Below are 18094 nucleotides of genomic sequence, written 5' to 3' on the forward strand. Positions count from 1 at the left end.
CGCAACTCGCTACGAGAAGACCGCGAGAAATTACCTCGCCATCATCACCATCGCAGCCACCATCCTCTGGCTCAGGTGAATGTCCACAGGACCTAGCGCAGGCTTGGCGCCACCGGGCCGCCAGAGCCACCGAGCAGCCCGGCATTCGGATCCAGCGCGCCGGTCGGGCCGCCGAGGCGCAGCTGGCCGAGGCGCGTCGCTTCATCGCGCGCCACCGTGCTGGCGATCATGGATTGCGGCAGCGGCCCCGGCGCGGTCAGCCGGGCGAGAGTCACCGGACCGCCCGGCTCGAACAGCGCCGGGTCGAGCGCGGCGGCGGCGGCGCGGGTATCGCGGCTTTGCAGCGCCAGAACGGCGCGGCCGAGTGCGGTGGCCACCGCCTCCGGCGCGGCGCCGCTGCGGATGCCGAGTGCGGCGCGCCATTCCAGCCGCGCGGTGCGCAGCTCCGTCTCCACCGCGGTGGGAAGTGGCGCCCAACGCGGATCGCGGCGGAATTCGGCGGCGACGAGCTCAAGCTGGCCGACGGCGCGCGCGGTGGCCGCCGGATTGCCGGCCAGCCCACGGCCCGAGTTGGCGAGTGCGGCGGCCGCCTCCGCGGCCATGGCCGGCACCGGATCGGCGCTCGCCACGCCGAGGCCCGGCGGCACGCGCGACAGCGCCGGTGCCTCGCGCATCTCGGCGCAGCCGCCGAGCAGGGCCGCGAGCAGCAGGCAGCGCAGCACGGTTCGCGTCATCGGCGGCGGCTCCATCGCAAGGATCGCGACGGGGATAGCCGAGCCGGGACGCGGTGGCGAGGCCGGACCGTTACAGGCGCCAGGGCGGCGTCCGCTCGCGGTCGCGTCGGCTCAGCGACTCCTGCGCCCTTGCCGTGCCGCTGGCCGCCGCGGGCAGGTAGGGCAGCGCGGCGAGGCGCTGCAGCGCCGCGTCGGCCTGGCCCGGGCCGGCAAGCGGCGTGATCGCGGCGCGGGCGGCGGCCTGGTCGCCGGCGCGCAGCGCGCTGGCGGTGGCGTAGAGCGCATCGATCGCGCGCTGCGGCGGCACGCTCGGGGTGAAGCCGAAGGCGTTGCGCGCCTCCGCCCTGCCCTGCTCCAGCATCGGCGCGACCAGCGGATCCATGTCGAAGCTGCCGGGCGGGGCGGACAGCTCGACGGCGAGGTATTCGAGTTGCGCCAGAGCCTCGGCCGCGGCGGCCGGATTGCCGGCAACCGAGGCAGGCTGGCCGAACACGTAGGAGGAGGCGAGGATCGCGCCGCGCAGCGGATCACCCGCACCGCGGCTCGCCGATGCCGGCAGCGCGACCGAAGGCTGCGGCGGCGGCATCGGGCCGCACGCGCCGAGCGCGAGCAGCGCAAGGAGGGCCGGGGCAAGGGAAGCGGTGCGGATCGGTCGCATCGTCAATGCTCCAGTGCGGCGAGCCTCGGCCGGTGGATCGGCGCCCGCCCTACCGCTGCTGAACGAGGCTGGCGCGGTGGCGTTTCGAGAGCTCGACATAGTTCGCGGCGGTGCGGTCGAAGCGGGCGCGCTCGGCCGCATCCATCACCCGCACCAGCTTGGCGGGATTGCCCATCCAGAGCTCGTTCGGGCCGATGCGCTTGCCGGGCGGCAGCAGCCCGCCGGCGCCGAGCATGCCACCCTCCTCGATCACCGCGCGGTCCAGCACGGTGGCGCCCATGCCGACGAAGGCGCGGTCCTTGAGGGTGCAGGCATGGACGATGCAGGCATGCCCGATGGTGACCTCGTCGCCGATGATCAGCGGCTCCGCCCCTGCATTCAGGTGCAGGATCGAGCCGTCCTGGATGTTGGTCCGGGCACCGATGCGCATGATGTTGGTGTCGCCGCGCAGCACGCAATGGTACCAGACCGAGCTCTCCGCGCCGATCTCGACGTCGCCGATCACCACGGCGGTGGGTGCGACCCAGGCATCGGGGTGGATCGCCGGAAGCTTGCCCTCGAAGGGCAGCAGCGGGCCGCGGGCGGCGGGGATGTGCAGGTCGTCCATGTGTCTCTCCTTCGCGCCTGCGATTCAGACCGTCGGGGTGCGCCGCTTGCGCGACCGCGCCCCCCGGTCGTCGCAGGCGATCACTCCGCGGCCAGGGGAAGCGCGTTGCTGACGTCAACGCCGAGCATCAGGCCGATGTTCTGCACCGCCGCGCCGGAGGCGCCCTTGCCCAGGTTGTCGAGGCGCGCGACCAGCACCGCCTGGCCGCGCTTCTCGTTGCCGAACACCCGCAGCTCCAGCCGGTTGCTGCCGTTGAGGTCCTCCGGCGCCAGCCGCGCCTTGCCATCGGCGGCCTCGACGCTGACCCAGGTGGACCGCGCATAGGCGGCGCGCAGGCAGGCTTCCAGCGCCGCCGGCGTCGGGCTGCCGTTCAGCAGGTCGAGGTGCAGCGGCACGCTGACCAGCATGCCCTGCGCGAAATCGCCCACCGACGGCACGAAGAGCGGACGGCGCGCGAGGCCGCCATAGAGCTGCATCTCCGGCAGGTGCTTGTGTTCCAGCGTCAGGCCATAGAGGAAGAAGGGCGCGGCGCGGCGCTCCGGCTCGAACTCGGCGATCATCGCCTTGCCGCCGCCGCTGTAGCCGGAGATCGCATTGACGGTGACGGGGTAGTCCGCCGGGAGGATGCCGGCCTCGACCAGCGGGCGGATCAACGCGATGGCGCCGGTGGGATAGCAGCCGGGATTGGCCACGCGCGGCGCGGCGATGATGGCCGCCTCCTGCGCTGCGTTCAGTTCGGCGAAGCCATAGACCCAGTCGGGGTCCACGCGATGCGCGGTGGAAGCGTCGAGCAGCCTGGGCGCCTCGGCGCCGAGGCTGGCGGCCAGCGCGGCGGCCTCCTTCGCGCCGTCGTCGGGCAGGCAGAGGACGACGAGGTCCACCTCCGTCATCAGGGCGCGCTTGGCCTCGGGGTCCTTGCGCAGCTCGGGGGCGATGGAGCGCAGCGCCACCGCGGGGAAGCGCGCCAGGCGGTCGCGGATCTGCAGGCCGGTGGTGCCGGATTCGCCGTCGATGAAGACGCTCGGGATGGATCCCTTGGCCATTGTGATCGTCCTTTCCTGTTGCAGATGGGGCCTGCAACCACCCTGCAAAGCAAGAGGGGCGGATCCTTGCGGACCCGCCCCTCCGATGAACCAGCCATGCAGGCCGGGCGTGACGCCCGGTCCGCTGGGCGTCAGCGCTTGGAGAACTGGAAGGAACGTCGCGCCTTCATCTTGCCGTACTTCTTGCGCTCGACCACGCGCGGGTCGCGGGTGAGGAAGCCGGCCTTCTTGAGCAGCGGGCGCAGGCCCGGCTCGTAATAGGTCAGCGCGCGGGAGATGCCATGGCGCAGCGCGCCGGCCTGGCCCGAGAGGCCGCCGCCGACGACCGTCGCGAAGACATCGAACTGCTGGTGGCGGTCGGTCACGAAGAAGGGCTGGGCGATCAGCATGCGCAGCACGGGGCGGGCGAAATACTTCGCCGCCGTCTTGCCGTTGATCTGCATCTCGCCCTTGCCGGGCTTCACCCAGACGCGGGCAATGGCGTTCTTGCGCTTGCCGGTGGCGTAGGAACGGCCCTGCGCGTCGCGCTTCGGCTCACGGACCGGGGCGGCCGGCTCGGCGACGGGGCCACCGGCGGCGGCCACCATGTCCTTCAGCTCGGCCAGCGAGCCGCTGCGGGAGGTCTGCTCGCTCATGGGATCAAGCGGCCTTATTGCTCGCGCCGCCTTCGGCGACGTTCTTGCGGTTCAGGGCGGCGACGTCGAGCGCGGTCGGCGTGTTGCCGCCATGCGGATGCTCCGGCCCGGCATAGACATGCAGGTTGCGCATCTGCGCCCGGCCGAGCGGGCCGCGGGTGATCATGCGCTCCACCGCCTTCTCGATCACGCGCTCGGGGTGCGCGCTCTCGATCCGCTCACGGAAGCTGCGGCCCTTGATGCCGCCGGGGTAGCCGGTGTGCCAGTAGAACACGGCCTGCTCCCCCTTCTGGCCGGTCACGCGGACCTTCTTCGCGTTGATCACGACGACATGGTCGCCGCAATCCACATGAGGGGTGAACTGCGGCTTGTGCTTGCCGCGCAGGCGGTTGGCGATGATGCTGGCGAGGCGGCCGAGCACCAGGCCCTCCGCATCGATCAGCACCCAGCCCTTGGTGACCTCCGTCGGCTTCACCGAACGGGTCTCTCTCGTCAGCATCGTGTTTCCGGCTTTCCGGGGTGGATAGCGAGGCGCGCATATCGCGGGTATGCGCGGAAAAGTCAAGCACGGCGTGGGTTTTCGTGTTGCGGTATTATGTTACCGACACCAGCCAACTGCGCAATCGCGGTCAAGCCGACCAGTGCGACAAGATGCGCACCCGGCCAAGGAGGACCCCCGATGTTCAGCCATGTCACGCTCGGCACCAACGATTTCGCCCGTGCGCTGGCCTTCTACGACGCGCTGCTGGCCCCGCTCGGACTGGTACGGCGCGAGACCGACGCCGCGCAGGCCATCGCCGGCTATGCCACACCCTCCGAGGAGGGGCGGCCGTTCTGGGTGATGCGGCCGATCGACGGAAGGGAAGCGACGGTCGGCAACGGCACCACCACCGCCTTCGAGGCGCCGGACCGCGCAACGGTGCGGGCCTGGCATGCGGCGGGCCTGGCCGCCGGCGCGACGGAGGTGGGTGCCCCCGGGCTGCGGCCGCATTATCATCCCGACTATTACGGGGCCTATCTGCGCGACCCCGATGGGCACAAGCTGTGCTGCGTCTGCCACCGCGCGGAGGGATAAGGGAACGACATGACAGACACGCCACCGCCGCGCGGCCTCGCCAACCGCTCCTCCAACTATGGCGACCGCGAATTCGCGCTGTATCTGCGGCGGTCCTTCGCAAAGTCCATGGGCTACACCCAGGCGATGCTGGAGAAGCCGGTGGTCGGGATCGCCGATACCGGCAGCGACTACAACAACTGCCACCGCACCGCGCCGGAACTGGTGGAGGCGGTGAAGCGCGGCGTGCTGGCGGCCGGCGGGCTGCCGCTCGCCTTCCCGACGGTGTCGCTCTGCGAGCCCTCGCTGAACCCGTGCTCCATGCACTACCGCAACCTGATGGCGCTCGACACGGAAGCGATGCTGACGGCGCAGCCGATGGATGCGGCGGTGCTGGTCGGCGGCTGCGACAAGACGGTGCCGGCGCAGCTCATGGCGGCCATCAGCTCCGGCACGCCTTCGGTGATGCTCGTCACCGGGCCGATGCTGGCACAGTCCTTCGAGGGCGAGCGGCTCTCCGCCTGCACGGATTGCCGCCGCTACTGGGCGCGCTACCGCGCCGGCGACGTGGATGCCGGGAAGATCGCGCAGATCGAGGGCAAGCTCGCCACCACCGCGGGCACCTGCGGCGTGATGGGCACGGCGAGCACCATGGCCTGCCTGGCCGCGACGCTCGGCTTCATGCCGCTCGATGCCGCCAGCGCGCCGGCGGTGCATGCCGACCGGCTGCGCATCGCGGAGGAAGCCGGCGCGCAGGCGGTGCGGCTGATCGCGAAGCCGGTGAAGCCGGCGGCGCTGGTGACGCCGGAGAGCGTGGAGAACGCGGCGCGCGTGCTGCTCTCGCTCGGCGGCTCGACCAATGCCGTGGTGCATCTGGCGGCGATCGCCGGGCGCGCGGGCCTTCCCTTCGATCTCGACCGGCTCGACGCGCTGAGCGAGACGACGCCGGTGCTGGTGGACCTGAAGCCCACCGGCGAAGGTTACATGGAGGACTTCCACGCCGCCGGCGGCATGCAGGCGCTGCTGTGGGAACTTCGGGACCTTCTGCACCTGGACACGCCGGACCTGGACGGCGTGAAGCTGCGCGATCGGATCGGTGACGGCACGCACTTCGTGGACCGCAGGATCATCCGGTCTCGGGAAAACCCGATCAGCCCGGTCGGCGGCATCGTGACGCTGCGCGGGTCGCTGGCGCCGGATGGCGCCATCCTCAAGCGCAGCGCCGCCACGCCCGCGCTGTTCGAGACCGAGGCGCGCTGCATGGTGTTCGACGGGCTCGAGGACCTGGCGCGGCGCATCGACGACCCGGAGCTCGACGTCACGCCGCAGGACATCCTGGTGCTGAAGGGCGCCGGGCCGCGCTCGCCCGCCGGCATGCCGGAAGCGGGCTACCTGCCCATCCCGAAGAAGCTGGCGCGGGCCGGCGTGAAGGACATGGTGCGGATCAGCGACTGCCGCATGTCCGGCACCGCCTTCGGCACCATCGTGCTGCATGTCGCCCCGGAGGCGGCGGTCGGCGGGCCGCTGGCGCTGGCCGAGACGGGCGACCGCATCCGGCTGAGCGTGAAGGATCGCCGGCTCGACCTGCTGGTGGACGAGGCCACGCTGGCCAAGCGCCGCGCCGCCTGGAAGCCGGCGGCGGCGCCTGCGCGCGGCTGGGACCGGCTGGTGCATGAGCAGGTGACGCAGGCGCCGCACGGCGCGGACCTGGCCTTCCTGCGCCCGTGATCGCCGTCATCGGCGCCTCCGGCCGCAGCGGCGCGGCGCTCTGCCGTGCGCTGCTGGCTGGGGGGGCCGATATCGTCCCGGTGGTGCGTGACGCCGCGAAATGGCGCGCCACCGGGCTTCACGCCACGCCGCGCGTCGCAGACCTCACCGACGCCGCGGCGCTGCGCGCGGCGCTGGTCGGGGCGGACTGGGTGGTGAACTGCGCGCATGCGCGCCACGCGCCCGCCATATTGGCCGCGGCGGCAGCCGATGCCCGCTTTGTCTTCCTGGGCTCGACCCGCCGCTTCTCGCGCTGGCCCGATGACCATGGCGATGGCGTGCGCACCGGCGAGGCCGCCTTCCTCGCCTCGGGCCGGCGTGGCGTGATGCTGCACCCGACGATGATCTACGGCGCGGAAGGCGAGGACAACGTCCAGCGCCTGGCCGCGCTGCTGCGGCGGCTGCCCCTCGCGCCGCTGCCGGGCGGCGGGCGCGCCCTGGTGCAGCCGATCCACCAGGACGACCTGACGGCCTGCATCCTCGCGGCACTCAGGCGGGATTGGGCGGGGCCGGAGACGATCGTCGTCGCCGGCCCGCGCGCCCTGCCCTATCGCGATTTCCTCGCCGCGGTGGCGCGCGCCGCCGGGCTGCGGCGGCCGTCGGTGCTGCCGATACCGGGCGCGGTGCTGATGGCGCTCGCGCCCCTCACCGGCCTCCTCCCGCGCCTGCCGCGGATCCGTGCCGCGGAGGTGCGGCGGCTGCTGGAGGACAAGGCCTTCGACGTGGCACCGATGCGCGACAGGCTCGGCGTGACCGGGCGAAGCCTGGAAGAAGGGCTGCGCCTGACCTTCGGCAAAGCTTGACCGGCCCGGCCACGCCGCCCATTCAACCGGCAGCCCCCGGAGGATCCCCATGCCCGTCGTCAACCGCATCGCCGAGTTCCACCCCGAGATGACCGCCTGGCGGCGGGACTTTCATGAGCATCCCGAACTCGGCTTCGAGGAGGTGCGCACCTCCGGCATCGTCGCGCAGAAGCTGCGCGAATTCGGCGTGGACGAAGTGCACACCGGCATCGCCAGGACCGGCGTGGTCGGCGTGATCCGCGGCACCGGCAACTCGACCCGTGCCATCGGCTTCCGCGCCGACATGGATGCGCTGCCGATCGAGGAGCAGACCGGCAGGCCCTATGCCTCGAAGACGCCGGGCAAGATGCATGCCTGCGGCCATGACGGGCACACCACGATGCTGCTCGGCGCGGCGAAATACCTTGCCGAGACGCGCAACTTCGACGGCACCGTCTATCTCGTGTTCCAGCCGGCGGAGGAGAATCTCGCGGGCGGCGAGGTGATGGTGAAGGACGGGCTGTTCGACCGCTTCCCGATGGAGCGCATCTTCGGCATGCACAACTGGCCCGGTGCGCCGGCCGGCGTGTTCCTGCACGCGCCGGGCCCGGTGATGGCCGCGGTGGCGAACCTCGAGGCCACCATCACCGGCACCGGCGCGCATGGCGCGATGCCGCACAACGGCAACGACCCGATCCTCGCCACCTCCCATATCGTCACCGCGCTGCAATCCGTGGTGGCGCGCAACGTGAACCCGCTGGAAGCGGGCGTGATCACCATCGCCCACTTCACCGGCGGCCACACCTTCAACGTCATCCCTGAGAGCGTGAAGCTGCAGGGCACCGCGCGCTGGTTCCTGCCCGAGGTCGGCGACCTGCTGGAGGCGAAGTTCCACCAGATCGTCACCGGCATCGCGGCCGCCATGGGCTGCAAGGCCGAGTGCAGCTTCACCCGCGCCTATCCCGCCACGGTGAACGAGCCGGAGAGCACCGAGCTCGCCGCGCGCGCCGCGCGCACAGTGACCGGCGAGGGGCGCACGCGCCCGCTGCCGCAGCCGACCATGGGCGGCGAGGATTTCTCCTTCATGCTGAACGAGAAGCCGGGCGCCTATCTGTTCCTCGGCGGCGGCAAGGGAGAGGGCGACGCGATGGTCCACCACCCGCTCTACGACTTCAACGACGAGATCCTGCCGGTGGGCGCCAGCTGGTTCGCGACGCTGGCCGAGCAGCTCATGCCGCGGCAGGGCTGAGGATGCGGAGCATGATGGTGCGCACTGCCGCCTTCCTCGCGCTCGGCCTACTGGCGACGCCGGCGCTGGCGCAGCAGCCGCCGCGCCCAGCCCAGCCGGCGCCCGCCATCCCGGAGCCGCCGCCGCCCGCGCCGGGCCGCGCCTGGCAGGTGGTCTGCGCCGATGAGCCGGCGACGCCGCCGCGCAACTGTCGGCTCGCCACCGCCATCATGGCGCAGCCGCAGAACCAGCGCATCGCGCAGGTGGTGATGATGCGCCAGCCGCAGACGCGCTCGCTCAGCCTGGTGTTCCAGCTGCCGCACGGCGCGATGATCCCGGCCGGGATCAGCTGGCAGGTGGACGAGACGACGCTGCAGCGGCTGCCGTTCCAGAACTCGGACCCGGCCGGCCTCTACACCGGCATGCCGGTGACGGACGACCTGCTCGCTTCGCTTCGCCGCGGCAGCACGCTGAAGATCGGCTTCGTGGTGGCCGCCAACCGCCAGCAGATCACCATCCCGGTGCCGCTGGCGCAGTTCGATGCCGCAGTCACCGAGTTCCTGGCGACGGAACAGCGGGCGCCCTGAGCCTCACCGGCCACGATCCTTCAGCGGATCGTAGCCCCGGTTCATCAGGCTGTAGCGCCAGCGGGAGGTCTCGACGCCCTCCGCCGGCCCGCCTTGGAGTCGCGTTGCTTCTTCTCGGAGGTGCGGCGGTATTCCTCAGCATAGCGGCCGCCGCGGCGCTTGTACTCCTGCACCGGAAGTTGCGCCTTGCGCACCGACCACTGGCCCTTGCGGCCGCCCTTCCCGCTGCGTGTGACGCTGCGCTTCACCGCTTCCCACGGATCGGGACCGGTCCGTGTCGCCGTGCCGCCCATCGCGTTCTCCTCGCCCGGGGAAGGCGGAGCCGGGCGCGGCGGCGGGCCCGTCAGCCCCTGTCGGACGCGGATGTGATCAGGTGCCGACCTTCAGCGTGCTGGTCAGGCCGCGCAGGCAGGCGAGGATCGAGAGCGGGGTGATCTTGCCGGTGCGCGGGTTCTCCTCGCTCGGCACGTTCTCGATGGTCATGGTCAGGCGCGCGGCGGCGGCTTCGACGCGGATGGTGTGGGTGTTGCGGGTGACGTGCGGATCGGCCCAGATCTCCACCATCGTCCGCTGCGGGCCGATGCCGGCCAGCGCCAGCGCGGCGGCAACGTTGACGTTGGCCGGGAAGCCGCGCGCGGCGTCGAAGGCGTTGCCCTTGAAGATCAGCTGCTTCTCGCCGGTGATCGCCATGACGTCGATGTTGTTCTCCTCGAGATAGGGCGCCCCGACCAGGCCGCGCGGCGGCTTGCGCGTCTCGATGGTGACGGAGCTGACCTCGCCCTCGGCCGCGGCGCGCACGGCATCCAGGCCGAGCAGTGCGCCGGTCGGCACCACGATGCGCGCGCCGGTCCTGCGTGCTTCCTCCACCAGGTGCATGCGCGGCAGCAGCGCGCCGACGCTGCTGGGCACGAAGACGCGGCCGCGGGCGATGGCGGCGGTGGCGATCGGCTCGAAAACCGCCGCTGGCGCGGCCTCCACCACGATGTCGGCCTCGGCGAGCGCGGGCAGGTCCACGATGGCAGGTGCGGTGCGGAAGCCAGCGAGGTTGGCGCGCGCCTTCGCGTGGTCGCGGGCGGCGACGGAATGCAGTTTCAGGCCCTCGACGCCCGCATCCAGCGCGCGGGCTAGGTGCAGGCCGATGGCGCCGAGGCCGGCGATGCCGACGGTCATGGTGCGCGACATGAGGTGGAGCTCCCGCTGGCGTTTCCGGCGAGGTTACTGCCCCCGCCCAGGCTGCGCCGCAAGGGCGGCCGCCTCCAGGGCCCGGAGGGGTGCATCCGCACCGGTGACCGCCAGGTCGTTGGCAAGCATCACCACGGCGGGGCCCTGTTCCGAGGGCACTTCCGCCAGCACCGCAGCGAACCAGGCGGCCCGGCCCGGCACGCGCGCGGCGAAGCTGGCGGCGCCCGGCAGTTCCATGGCCGGCAGTTCCCGTCTGCCGAGGTCGTGGGCGGCGGCGCGGTCGCCGGCCAGGGCAGCGCGCGCCAGCCCGGCGAGCGCGAGCAGTTCCGCTCGCGCGTCATGCAGCGCCGGATGGTCCGCTGCGGCAGCTTCCAGCAGGTCGAGGCAGGTCAGCGGATAGCGCGCCGCCACGCCGTCCCAACCACCGGGGATGACGGCGCAGCTGCGTAGCGCCGCCTCGATGCGCGGCAGCGCGCCGGGCTCGTCACGCAGGAGGAAGCCGAGGCGTTGCCCGAGCGCGGCCGCCCAGCCCGGTGCGCCGGGCGGCGCCTGCGGATCCCGCATCAGACCACAGGGGTACGGCCGCCATCGACATTGGTGGCGGTGCCGGTGATGTAGCCGCCCTGGTCGGAGCAGAGGAAGGTGGCGAGCGCAGCGAATTCCTCGGCCTTGCCGAGCCGACCCAGCGGCACGCCCTTCGCCGCGTCCTTCTTCCATTCCTCCCAGGTCAGGCCGCGCGGGTCGGTGGCGTGGCGGCGCACCCACTGGTCGCTCTCGATGATGCCGACCAGCATGGCGTTCACCAGGATGCCGTGCGGCGCACCCTCCAGCGACAGGATCTTGGTCAGCGCCATGCCCGCGGCACGCGAGACGGCGGTGGGGGCGCCATTGGCCGCCGGCGCCTTCGCCCCGGTGTTGAGCACGTTGATGATGCGGCCCCAGCCACGCTCCTTCATGCCCGGCCACACGGCCCGGATCAGCCGGATGGCGGCGAACAGCTTGAGGTCGAGGTCGGCCTGCCACAGCGCGTCGTCCACCTCCATGAAGGGGCCGCGCTGGCTGGTGCCGGCGTTGTTCACCAGGATGTCCACCGGGCCGAGTTCCGCGGCGGCCTGGGAGGCAGCACGGGCGCAGCCTTCGGCGGTGGAGACATCGGCCGCGATGGCGACGACGCGCGCGCCCTGGAAGCGGGCGGCGATCTCGGCCTTGGTCTTGTCGAGCTCGGCCTGGCGGCGGGCGACGATGGCCACGGCGGCGCCGGATTCGACGAAGCTCTCGGCCATCGCGCGGCCAAGCCCCTTGGAGCCGCCGGTGATCAGCGCGGTGCGGCCATCGAGACGGATCTGCATGCTTCCTGCCTTCAAGTGATCGCGACGAGGATACGCGCTGACGGCTGGCCGCACTACCGGTCAGCCGCGGCCGCGAATGCGGCCCGCGCGCAGACCGACCGCATAGCCCGCGGTCCAGCGCACAGGCGTGAAGGGCAAGCCGCCGGAGGCGGCGCCCACCGTCTGAGGGCAAAAAAACAAAAAAATGGGCGACCAACGGGACTCGAACCCGTGACATCCAAGACCACAACCTGGCGCTCTACCAGCTGAGCTATGGCCGCCACATGGATAGGCCGGACGCGGCGCGCCCGGGCGGCGGGGTTTACGGCCGGGCGGGCCGCCCCGTCAACCGGCGGCGAAGGCGACAGCAGCGATCGGCGGCAGGTGGCCCGCAATGTGACGCCACGCCTCCCCGCCATCCGAGCCGACCCACAGGTTGCCCGTGGTGGACCCCATGGCCAGCCGCGCGCCATCGCTGCTAACCGCCAGGCCGTGGCGATAGATCAGGTCGTAGCTGTCGGCACCCGGCAGCCCAGCGCCGAACGCCTCCAGGCTGCGCCCGCCATCGCGGGTTCGGGTGACGACCAGGCGGCCCTCCACCGGGATGCGGCACTCATCCTTCACCGCCGGCGCGAACCAGGCCGTGCCCTTCTCGCGTGGATGGGCGGCGACGGAGAAGCCGAAGCGGGAGGGGGCGGGCGCCATCACCTCGGTGAAGCTTTCCGCACCGTCGGTCGAGCGAAAGATGCCGTTGTGGTGCTGCACCCAGACGCTGTCGGGCGCGGCGGCGCAGGCAGCCAGGCGATGGACGTCCTGCACCACCGGGTCGTGCTCCTGCCCCGGCGGCATGTATTCGTTGCGCATCCCCGCGCCGGCGAGCCGCCAGCTCGCCCCCGAATCGGGGCTGATCCAGACGCCGCCGGTGGAGATCGCCACGGTGATCCGCTGCGAGTCGCGGGGGTCCACCAGGATCGAGTGCAGCCCCGGATCGTCGTAGCCGCCGCCCATCCAGCGGGCGCGCTCCGGCACGTCGTGCAGCGCCTGCACGAGCTGCCAGCTGGCGCCGCGGTCGGAGCTGCGGAACAGCGCGGCGGGCAGGGTGCCGGCCCAGAGCACGCCAGGCTGGTCGGCGCCGCCGGCGGCGAGCTCCCAGACCATGTCCACCGCCTTCGCCGTCGCGTCGGCCGGCGCGGCCGGCATGGCGGGCGTGGCGACCTCCGCCCAGCTCTCGCCGCCATCGTCGGAGCGGTGCAGCTTCGGGCCGAAATGGCCATGCCGTAGCGCCGCATAGACGGCGCCGTCGCGCGGATCGGCCAGCACCGCGGAGACCGCCTCGCCGAGGAAGGCCGGGCGCGGGATGCTCCAGGCATCTCCCTGCGGCGGACAGACGAACAGGCCCTTGCGGGTGGCGACCAGCAGGCGTGCGGCCATGCGCTATCCTCCCGAGAGGGCCTGGAAGACGAAGATCTCATCCTCCGGTGCGATGGGGTCGGCGAGCGCGACGCGGTCGGCGACCGGGACATCATTGACGAAGATGGTGACGTGCTTGCGCAGCCGGCCATGCTCGTCGAGCAGGTAGCCGCGCAGCCGCGGATTGTCGTCGAAGACGGCATCGAGGGCCGCGCGGAGCGTGGCGCCCTCGGCCTCGACGGTGGGGCAGTCGAGATGGCGGCGGAGGTTGGGGGTGAAACTGATCCGCGGCATGACGGCCTGAGCCTAACTCATCCCGTCGCTTAACCGCAAGGTGAAGTATATGCCCGGAGCCGGCGGTGCCCAGCTTCGGCCGCTATCCGGCGGCGGCCCGGGGTGCGTCCGCGCGTGCCTTCAGCCAGCGCTCGATCCGCTCCAGCGCCGCGTCCAGCACGGCGTCGCCCTTGCAGAAGGCGAAGCGGGCGAAATGCCGCGGCGCGTCCTCGGACGCATAGAAGGCGGTGACGGGGATGGCGGTGACCTTCGCCTCCATCGTCAGCGTGCGGCAGAAGGCCACGTCGTCGCCGGTGAAGCCCAAGGGGGTCGTGATTGGGCGGAAATCGGTGGTGATGAAGTAGCTGCCCTGGGTCGGCAGCACGCCGAAGCCGAGCCGCGCCAGGCCGGCGCCGAGACGGTCGCGCTTGGCCTGCAGCGAGGCCGAGAGGCCCTCGAAATAGGCGTCGTCCTTCATCAGCCCCACCGCAACGCCGCGCTGCAGGTTGGGCGGCGTGGTGAAGGTGAGGTTCTGGTGCGCCTTGGCGACGTTGGGCGCCAGCGAGCGGTCGCAGGTGACGTAGCCGATCTTCCAGCCCGTCAGGCTGAAGGTCTTGCCGGCGGAGCCCACGCGCATGCAGCGCTCCCGCATGCCCGGCAGCGTCATCAGCGGGATGTGCTTCCAGCCGTCGAAGGTGAGGTGCTCGTACACCTCGTCGCAGACAGCGTAGCAATCATGCCTCTGGACCAGCTCGGCGATGAAGGCGAGCTCGGCGGCGGTGAACACCTTGCCGGCCGGGTTCATCGGCGTGTTGAGCAGGATCGCCTTGGTCTTCGGCCCGAAGGCGGCGGCCAGCTCGGCGCGCGGCAGTTCCCATTTCGGCGGGGAGAGACGCACCAGCTTCGGCACGGCGCCAAGCAGCTTCACCACCGGCAGGTAGGTGTCATAGAGCGGCTCGATCAGCACGCATTCGTCGCCGGGATTCAGCACCGCCATCAGGCAGGCGGTGATCGCCTCGGTGGCGCCGGAGGTGACCACCACCTCGCTCGCCGGGTCCACGTCCAGCCCGTAGAAGCGCTTGTTGGCGTGCGCCACGGCCTGGCGAAGCTCCGGCAGGCCGGTCATCGGCGGGTACTGGTTGCGGCCGTCGAGCAGCGCGGCGGCAGCGGCGTGGATCACGTCGGACGGGCCGTCGTAATCCGGGAAGCCCTGCCCGAGATTGATCGCGCCATGCTCCACGGCCAATGCCGACATGACGGTGAAGATCGTGGTGCCGGTGGCGGAGAGCAGGTCGTTCTGGGGCTTCACGTCGGCTGTTCCGGGAAGGTCTCGGTCGCGGCCCATACCGCGTGCCGGCGAGAATGGCGATGCGGGCTCCGGAGCGCAACGGGCTCGCGGGGCGCGTGGTCTGGAATTGAGCAATTTGCATAAATCTTCGGCACATGACATGACGCCGACGCGAGATTCCCTGGCGGGTGCCGTTGCCGGGGTGGCACGGGGCATGCAACACCCCGCGCGCCGGGCGGAACTTGTCGCCGGCGCCGAACCCGCCGGAGGCCCGGCAGGGCGCGGACGGCGGCGAGCGGCAGGAGGGGGGATCGCTTGCGGGCGCGGTGCGCACGGTGGGCGGAGCGACGGAGCCGATGAAGAAGATCGAGGCCATCATCAAGCCCTTCAAGCTCGACGAGGTGAAGGACGCGCTGCACGAGATCGGCCTTCAGGGGCTGACCGTGGTCGAGGCGAAGGGATTCGGACGCCAGAAGGGCCATACGGAGCTCTACCGCGGCGCCGAATACGTCGTGGACTTCCTGCCCAAGGTGAAGATCGAGGTGGTCTGCCCCGACGACCTGGCGGAGCGCGCGATCGAGGCGATCACCGCGGCGGCGCGCACGGGCCGCATCGGCGACGGCAAGATCTTCGTCAGCGACGTGCAGGAAGTGGTGCGCATCCGCACCGGAGAGCGCGGCGAGGAAGCGGTGTAGCCGCAGCAATCGAGGAATTGCCCGCGCGAAGCCTCGCGCGGGCGGACCGGATCGCCAGGGCCGCCCAGGACAGGGCGCCGGCGTGATGGGCGCGTCGCGGAAACCGGTGTCCGCGGCGCGATGGCATGGGACCGGGACACGCAGGGGAACAGGACCTCACACGATGGCCAAGAAGCCGGCAGCTTCAGGCGGCAATGCCGCCGTCTCCAAGGTCATGGAGATGATCAAGGAGCACAGCGTCGAATACGTGGACTTCCGCTTCACCGATCCGCGCGGCAAGTGGCAGCACACCGCGCAGCACGTCTCCACAGTCGATGAGGACGTGTTCACCGACGGCATCATGTTCGACGGCTCCTCGATCGCCGGCTGGAAGGCGATCAACGAGTCCGACATGATCCTGATGCCGGACGCCGAGACGGCCTGCATGGACCCCTTCGCGGCCAAGCCGTCGCTGATCCTGTTCTGCGACATCGTCGAGCCCTCGACCGGCCAGATGTACTCGCGCGACCCGCGCAGCACGGCGAAGCGCGCCGAGGCCTATCTGAAGTCCACCGGCATCGGCGACACCGCGTTCTTCGGCCCCGAGGCCGAGTTCTTCGTGTTCGACAGCGTGAAGTTCGGCACGGGCGGCAACTACGGCATCTACCAGCTCGACAGCATCGAGGGTCCGGGCGCCAGCCTGAAGGACTACCCCGAGGGCAACATGGGCCATCGCCCGGTGGTCAAGGGCGGTTACTTCCCGGTGGCGCCGGTGGACAGCGAGGCCGACCTGCGCGCCGAGATGCTCTCGACGATGGGCGAGATGGGCGTGGTGATCGAGAAGCACCACCATGAGGTGGCGCAGTCGCAGCACGAGCTCGGCACCAAGTTCGGCCCGCTGGTGATGCAGGCCGACCACATGCAGATCTACAAGTACTGCGTGCACAACGTGGCACACAGCTACGGCAAGACGGCGACCTTCATGCCGAAGCCGATCTACGGCGATAACGGCAGCGGCATGCACGTCCACCAGTCCATCTGGAAGGCCGGCAAGCCGATCTTCGCGGGCAACGGCTATGCCGACCTGTCGGAGATCGCGCTCTACTACATCGGCGGCATCATCAAGCATGCCAAGGCGCTGAACGCCTTCACCAACCCGCTGACCAACAGCTACAAGCGCCTGATCCCGGGCTTCGAGGCGCCGGTGCTGCTGGCCTATTCGGCCCGAAACCGCTCGGCCTCCTGCCGCATTCCCTATGCGACGAACCCGAAGGCCAAGCGCGTCGAAGTGCGCTTCCCGGATCCGGGTGCCAACCCCTACCTGGCGTTCAGCGCCATGCTGATGGCGGGCCTCGACGGCATCAAGAACAAGATCCATCCCGGCGACGCGATGGACAAGGACCTCTACGACCTGCCGCCGGAGGAGCTGAAGGGCATCCCGACCGTGTGCGGCAGCCTGCGCGAGGCGCTGCAGTCGCTCGCCGCCGACCACGAGTTCCTGCTGGCCGGCGACGTCTTCACCAAGGACCAGATCGAGAGCTACATCGAGCTGAAGTGGGGCGAGGTGTACCGCTTCGAGCACACCCCGCACCCCGTCGAGTTCGAGATGTACTACTCGGTCTGACACGGGCGCACCGCCGGCGCGGGATGCTCTCCCGTGCCGGCCGGGCTTGCGGCCGGATCGCGCCCTCGGGGGCGTGGTCCGGCCGCTTCCATTCGAGCAGCCCTACCGGCCGATCTCGCGCGCGAACCCGTTCGACCCCCACGAGTGGAGCGTGGCAGCCTCGACGATCCGCTGCATGTCGCTCTCCGCCGCAAGAACGCGCTCGCCGCTCAATCCACCGTCTCCGCCACCTGCAGCAGGTCTATCGGCGGATAGGCGCCGATCGCGCGCGCGGTGGCGAGGTTGATGACCACGGCGAATTCCGTCATCTGCAGCACCGGAAGGCCCTCCGGCGGCACCGGGCCGGTGAGCATGCGCAGCGTCTGCCGACCAGCGAGCCGCCCGACATCGAAGTAGCGCGCGGCCACCGAGAGCAGCGCGCCGCCCTCGCGCACGATCTCCTCGTAGGGGCTCAGGAGCGGCAGCTCTGCCTCGCGCGCCGCTCTCCCCAGTACGGCGCCGTGCGCACGCAGGAAGGAGGAGGAGCCGAGATAGACGAAATCCACGCCGGCCGCCTTCAACTCCCCGAGCCGCACCGGGATGTCCTCCACGCGCGGACGGCCGTTCGCACCGAGTGGCAACTCGAGCGCGGTGAAGCGGTAGCCGAGCGAAGGCGCAAGCTCCGCCATCTCGTCACGCTTGATGACGGAGTTGGGCTCGTTGCGGTTGTAGAGCAGGCCGAGATGCCGGAACTCCGGCAGGTAGGCGCGGATGGTGTCGATGTTCACCGATTCCGGCACGCGGTTGAACGTGCCGGTCAGGTTGCGCCGGCCGGGCCGGTCCAGGCTCTCGACCAGTCCGGACCGCTCGGGATCGGCGACGATCATGAAGACCTGCGGGATGTCGTGGTTGAGGGCTGGGTCGTCGCGCTGCGCCAACGTGCCGGCGATGCCGAGGCTGACGCTGCTGCCCCAGGTGACGATCGCATCCACCTTCGCCGCGCGCGCCTCGGCCAGGAAGTCGCGCAGGCGGGCGCGATTGCCGGCGGCATCGCGAAGCAGGATCTCGATCTCGTGGCCGGAACCGGCGAGGATCTCCTGCACGCCGCGGCAGGCTTCCTCGCAGCCACGCCAGGTTGCGATCATCACCTTGTACTGCGCGGCGCAGGCGGCGGCCGGCAGCAGGCCGAGCAGCAGCGCGACGGTCGCGACGACATGCCTCCTTCGTGCCATGCGTGCTTC

General features: G+C 71.0%; 21 protein-coding genes and 1 tRNA gene. 7 read left to right on the forward strand and 15 right to left on the reverse strand.

Annotated elements, in window-relative coordinates; translation table 11 throughout:
* Window positions 1–92 precede the first annotated feature (92 nt).
* The 6 genes from ACESM1_RS25575 to rplM form a co-directional block, all read right to left on the reverse strand.
* Window positions 93–734: a hypothetical protein gene (locus tag ACESM1_RS25575; protein ID WP_372624061.1), complete on the reverse strand. Its 642-nt coding sequence runs from the start codon at window positions 732–734 to the stop codon at window positions 93–95.
* 70 nt (window positions 735–804) lie between these two features.
* On the reverse strand, window positions 805–1392 hold the full coding sequence (locus tag ACESM1_RS25580) for a hypothetical protein (RefSeq protein WP_372624062.1): 588 nt from the start codon (window positions 1390–1392) through the stop codon (window positions 805–807).
* Window positions 1393–1441: 49 nt separating this feature from the next.
* Window positions 1442–1999, reverse strand: a complete 558-nt coding sequence (locus ACESM1_RS25585; protein ID WP_372624063.1) for a gamma carbonic anhydrase family protein — start codon at window positions 1997–1999, stop codon at window positions 1442–1444.
* A gap of 80 nt (window positions 2000–2079) precedes the next feature.
* Entirely contained in the window at window positions 2080–3042 is a 963-nt protein-coding gene (gene argC / locus ACESM1_RS25590) for an N-acetyl-gamma-glutamyl-phosphate reductase (RefSeq protein WP_372624064.1), read from the reverse strand.
* A gap of 131 nt (window positions 3043–3173) precedes the next feature.
* Window positions 3174–3677, reverse strand: a complete 504-nt coding sequence (rpsI, locus tag ACESM1_RS25595) for a 30S ribosomal protein S9 (RefSeq protein ID WP_372624065.1) — start codon at window positions 3675–3677, stop codon at window positions 3174–3176.
* A gap of 4 nt (window positions 3678–3681) precedes the next feature.
* Window positions 3682–4176 carry a 50S ribosomal protein L13 gene (gene rplM / locus ACESM1_RS25600; protein ID WP_372624066.1) on the reverse strand — a complete coding sequence of 165 codons (495 nt, stop codon included), beginning with the start codon at window positions 4174–4176 and terminating at the stop codon, window positions 3682–3684.
* 180 nt (window positions 4177–4356) lie between these two features.
* On the opposite strand from rplM, the gene ACESM1_RS25605 reads away from it, so the two are divergent.
* The 5 genes from ACESM1_RS25605 to ACESM1_RS25625 are packed head-to-tail and all read left to right on the forward strand — an operon-like array spanning window position 4357 to window position 9095.
* A complete protein-coding gene (locus ACESM1_RS25605) occupies window positions 4357–4752 on the forward strand; it encodes a VOC family protein (RefSeq protein WP_372624067.1) in 396 nt (131 codons plus the stop codon).
* A gap of 9 nt (window positions 4753–4761) precedes the next feature.
* Window positions 4762–6459: a dihydroxy-acid dehydratase gene (locus ACESM1_RS25610; RefSeq protein ID WP_372624068.1), complete on the forward strand. Its 1698-nt coding sequence runs from the start codon at window positions 4762–4764 to the stop codon at window positions 6457–6459.
* Window positions 6456–7301, forward strand: a complete 846-nt coding sequence (locus tag ACESM1_RS25615; protein ID WP_372624069.1) for an SDR family oxidoreductase — start codon at window positions 6456–6458, stop codon at window positions 7299–7301. The genes ACESM1_RS25610 and ACESM1_RS25615 overlap by 4 nt, the downstream gene beginning before the upstream one ends.
* A gap of 49 nt (window positions 7302–7350) precedes the next feature.
* Window positions 7351–8529, forward strand: coding sequence for a M20 aminoacylase family protein (locus ACESM1_RS25620; protein ID WP_372624070.1), 1179 nt, complete (start codon window positions 7351–7353; stop codon window positions 8527–8529).
* An 11-nt stretch (window positions 8530–8540) separates the two neighbouring features.
* Window positions 8541–9095, forward strand: a complete 555-nt coding sequence (locus ACESM1_RS25625; RefSeq protein WP_372624071.1) for an invasion associated locus B family protein — start codon at window positions 8541–8543, stop codon at window positions 9093–9095.
* A gap of 44 nt (window positions 9096–9139) precedes the next feature.
* On the opposite strand, the gene ACESM1_RS25630 is transcribed toward ACESM1_RS25625, so the two are convergent.
* The 8 genes from ACESM1_RS25630 to ACESM1_RS25665 all read right to left on the reverse strand — a co-directional run bounded on the left by ACESM1_RS25630 (window position 9140) and on the right by ACESM1_RS25665 (window position 14597).
* Window positions 9140–9388 (reverse strand): hypothetical protein, encoded by a 249-nt coding sequence (locus ACESM1_RS25630; protein ID WP_372624072.1) that lies wholly within the window; start codon window positions 9386–9388, stop codon window positions 9140–9142.
* Between the two features lie 76 nt (window positions 9389–9464).
* Window positions 9465–10277: an aspartate dehydrogenase gene (locus ACESM1_RS25635; RefSeq protein ID WP_372624073.1), complete on the reverse strand. Its 813-nt coding sequence runs from the start codon at window positions 10275–10277 to the stop codon at window positions 9465–9467.
* Between the two features lie 33 nt (window positions 10278–10310).
* Window positions 10311–10841, reverse strand: a complete 531-nt coding sequence (locus ACESM1_RS25640) for a hypothetical protein (protein WP_372624074.1) — start codon at window positions 10839–10841, stop codon at window positions 10311–10313.
* Complete coding sequence (locus tag ACESM1_RS25645; protein WP_372624075.1) at window positions 10841–11626, reverse strand: SDR family oxidoreductase; 786 nt, start codon at window positions 11624–11626, stop codon at window positions 10841–10843. Before ACESM1_RS25645 ends, ACESM1_RS25640 begins: the two co-directional genes overlap by 1 nt.
* A gap of 187 nt (window positions 11627–11813) precedes the next feature.
* Window positions 11814–11886: transfer RNA gene (locus tag ACESM1_RS25650), tRNA-His, on the reverse strand.
* Between the two features lie 64 nt (window positions 11887–11950).
* A complete protein-coding gene (locus ACESM1_RS25655) occupies window positions 11951–13036 on the reverse strand; it encodes a WD40/YVTN/BNR-like repeat-containing protein (RefSeq protein WP_372624076.1) in 1086 nt (361 codons plus the stop codon).
* Window positions 13037–13039: 3 nt separating this feature from the next.
* Window positions 13040–13309, reverse strand: a complete 270-nt coding sequence (locus ACESM1_RS25660; protein ID WP_372624077.1) for a MoaD/ThiS family protein — start codon at window positions 13307–13309, stop codon at window positions 13040–13042.
* A gap of 82 nt (window positions 13310–13391) precedes the next feature.
* On the reverse strand, window positions 13392–14597 hold the full coding sequence (locus ACESM1_RS25665) for an aminotransferase (RefSeq protein ID WP_372624078.1): 1206 nt from the start codon (window positions 14595–14597) through the stop codon (window positions 13392–13394).
* Window positions 14598–14932: 335 nt separating this feature from the next.
* On the opposite strand from ACESM1_RS25665, the gene ACESM1_RS25670 reads away from it, so the two are divergent.
* Window positions 14933–15271, forward strand: a complete 339-nt coding sequence (locus ACESM1_RS25670; RefSeq protein ID WP_109868687.1) for a P-II family nitrogen regulator — start codon at window positions 14933–14935, stop codon at window positions 15269–15271.
* 163 nt (window positions 15272–15434) lie between these two features.
* Window positions 15435–16874 (forward strand): type I glutamate--ammonia ligase, encoded by a 1440-nt coding sequence (gene glnA / locus ACESM1_RS25675; protein WP_372624079.1) that lies wholly within the window; start codon window positions 15435–15437, stop codon window positions 16872–16874.
* A gap of 209 nt (window positions 16875–17083) precedes the next feature.
* Here glnA and ACESM1_RS25680 read toward each other — a convergent pair whose 3' ends face one another.
* Window positions 17084–18085 carry an ABC transporter substrate-binding protein gene (locus ACESM1_RS25680; RefSeq protein ID WP_372624080.1) on the reverse strand — a complete coding sequence of 334 codons (1002 nt, stop codon included), beginning with the start codon at window positions 18083–18085 and terminating at the stop codon, window positions 17084–17086.
* Window positions 18086–18094 lie beyond the last annotated feature (9 nt).

The sequence above is a fragment of the Falsiroseomonas sp. genome (assembly GCF_041690465.1).
In the GTDB taxonomy this organism is placed as follows: domain Bacteria; phylum Pseudomonadota; class Alphaproteobacteria; order Acetobacterales; family Acetobacteraceae; genus Falsiroseomonas.

Coding starts and splice junctions, on each gene's coding strand:
- ACESM1_RS25580 (WP_372624062.1), bottom strand. CDS start 1,392: ATGCGACCGATCCGCACCGCTTCCCTTGCCCCGGCCCTCCTTGCGCTG.
- argC (WP_372624064.1), bottom strand. CDS start 3,042: ATGGCCAAGGGATCCATCCCGAGCGTCTTCATCGACGGCGAATCCGGC.
- ACESM1_RS25630 (WP_372624072.1), bottom strand. CDS start 9,388: ATGGGCGGCACGGCGACACGGACCGGTCCCGATCCGTGGGAAGCGGTG.
- ACESM1_RS25680 (WP_372624080.1), bottom strand. CDS start 18,085: ATGGCACGAAGGAGGCATGTCGTCGCGACCGTCGCGCTGCTGCTCGGC.
- ACESM1_RS25585 (WP_372624063.1), bottom strand. CDS start 1,999: ATGGACGACCTGCACATCCCCGCCGCCCGCGGCCCGCTGCTGCCCTTC.
- ACESM1_RS25670 (WP_109868687.1), top strand. CDS start 14,933: ATGAAGAAGATCGAGGCCATCATCAAGCCCTTCAAGCTCGACGAGGTG.
- ACESM1_RS25655 (WP_372624076.1), bottom strand. CDS start 13,036: ATGGCCGCACGCCTGCTGGTCGCCACCCGCAAGGGCCTGTTCGTCTGT.
- ACESM1_RS25645 (WP_372624075.1), bottom strand. CDS start 11,626: ATGCAGATCCGTCTCGATGGCCGCACCGCGCTGATCACCGGCGGCTCC.
- ACESM1_RS25635 (WP_372624073.1), bottom strand. CDS start 10,277: ATGTCGCGCACCATGACCGTCGGCATCGCCGGCCTCGGCGCCATCGGC.
- rpsI (WP_372624065.1), bottom strand. CDS start 3,677: ATGAGCGAGCAGACCTCCCGCAGCGGCTCGCTGGCCGAGCTGAAGGAC.
- ACESM1_RS25575 (WP_372624061.1), bottom strand. CDS start 734: ATGACGCGAACCGTGCTGCGCTGCCTGCTGCTCGCGGCCCTGCTCGGC.
- ACESM1_RS25610 (WP_372624068.1), top strand. CDS start 4,762: ATGACAGACACGCCACCGCCGCGCGGCCTCGCCAACCGCTCCTCCAAC.
- ACESM1_RS25625 (WP_372624071.1), top strand. CDS start 8,541: ATGATGGTGCGCACTGCCGCCTTCCTCGCGCTCGGCCTACTGGCGACG.
- ACESM1_RS25660 (WP_372624077.1), bottom strand. CDS start 13,309: ATGCCGCGGATCAGTTTCACCCCCAACCTCCGCCGCCATCTCGACTGC.
- rplM (WP_372624066.1), bottom strand. CDS start 4,176: ATGCTGACGAGAGAGACCCGTTCGGTGAAGCCGACGGAGGTCACCAAG.
- glnA (WP_372624079.1), top strand. CDS start 15,435: ATGGCCAAGAAGCCGGCAGCTTCAGGCGGCAATGCCGCCGTCTCCAAG.
- ACESM1_RS25620 (WP_372624070.1), top strand. CDS start 7,351: ATGCCCGTCGTCAACCGCATCGCCGAGTTCCACCCCGAGATGACCGCC.
- ACESM1_RS25640 (WP_372624074.1), bottom strand. CDS start 10,841: ATGCGGGATCCGCAGGCGCCGCCCGGCGCACCGGGCTGGGCGGCCGCG.
- ACESM1_RS25605 (WP_372624067.1), top strand. CDS start 4,357: ATGTTCAGCCATGTCACGCTCGGCACCAACGATTTCGCCCGTGCGCTG.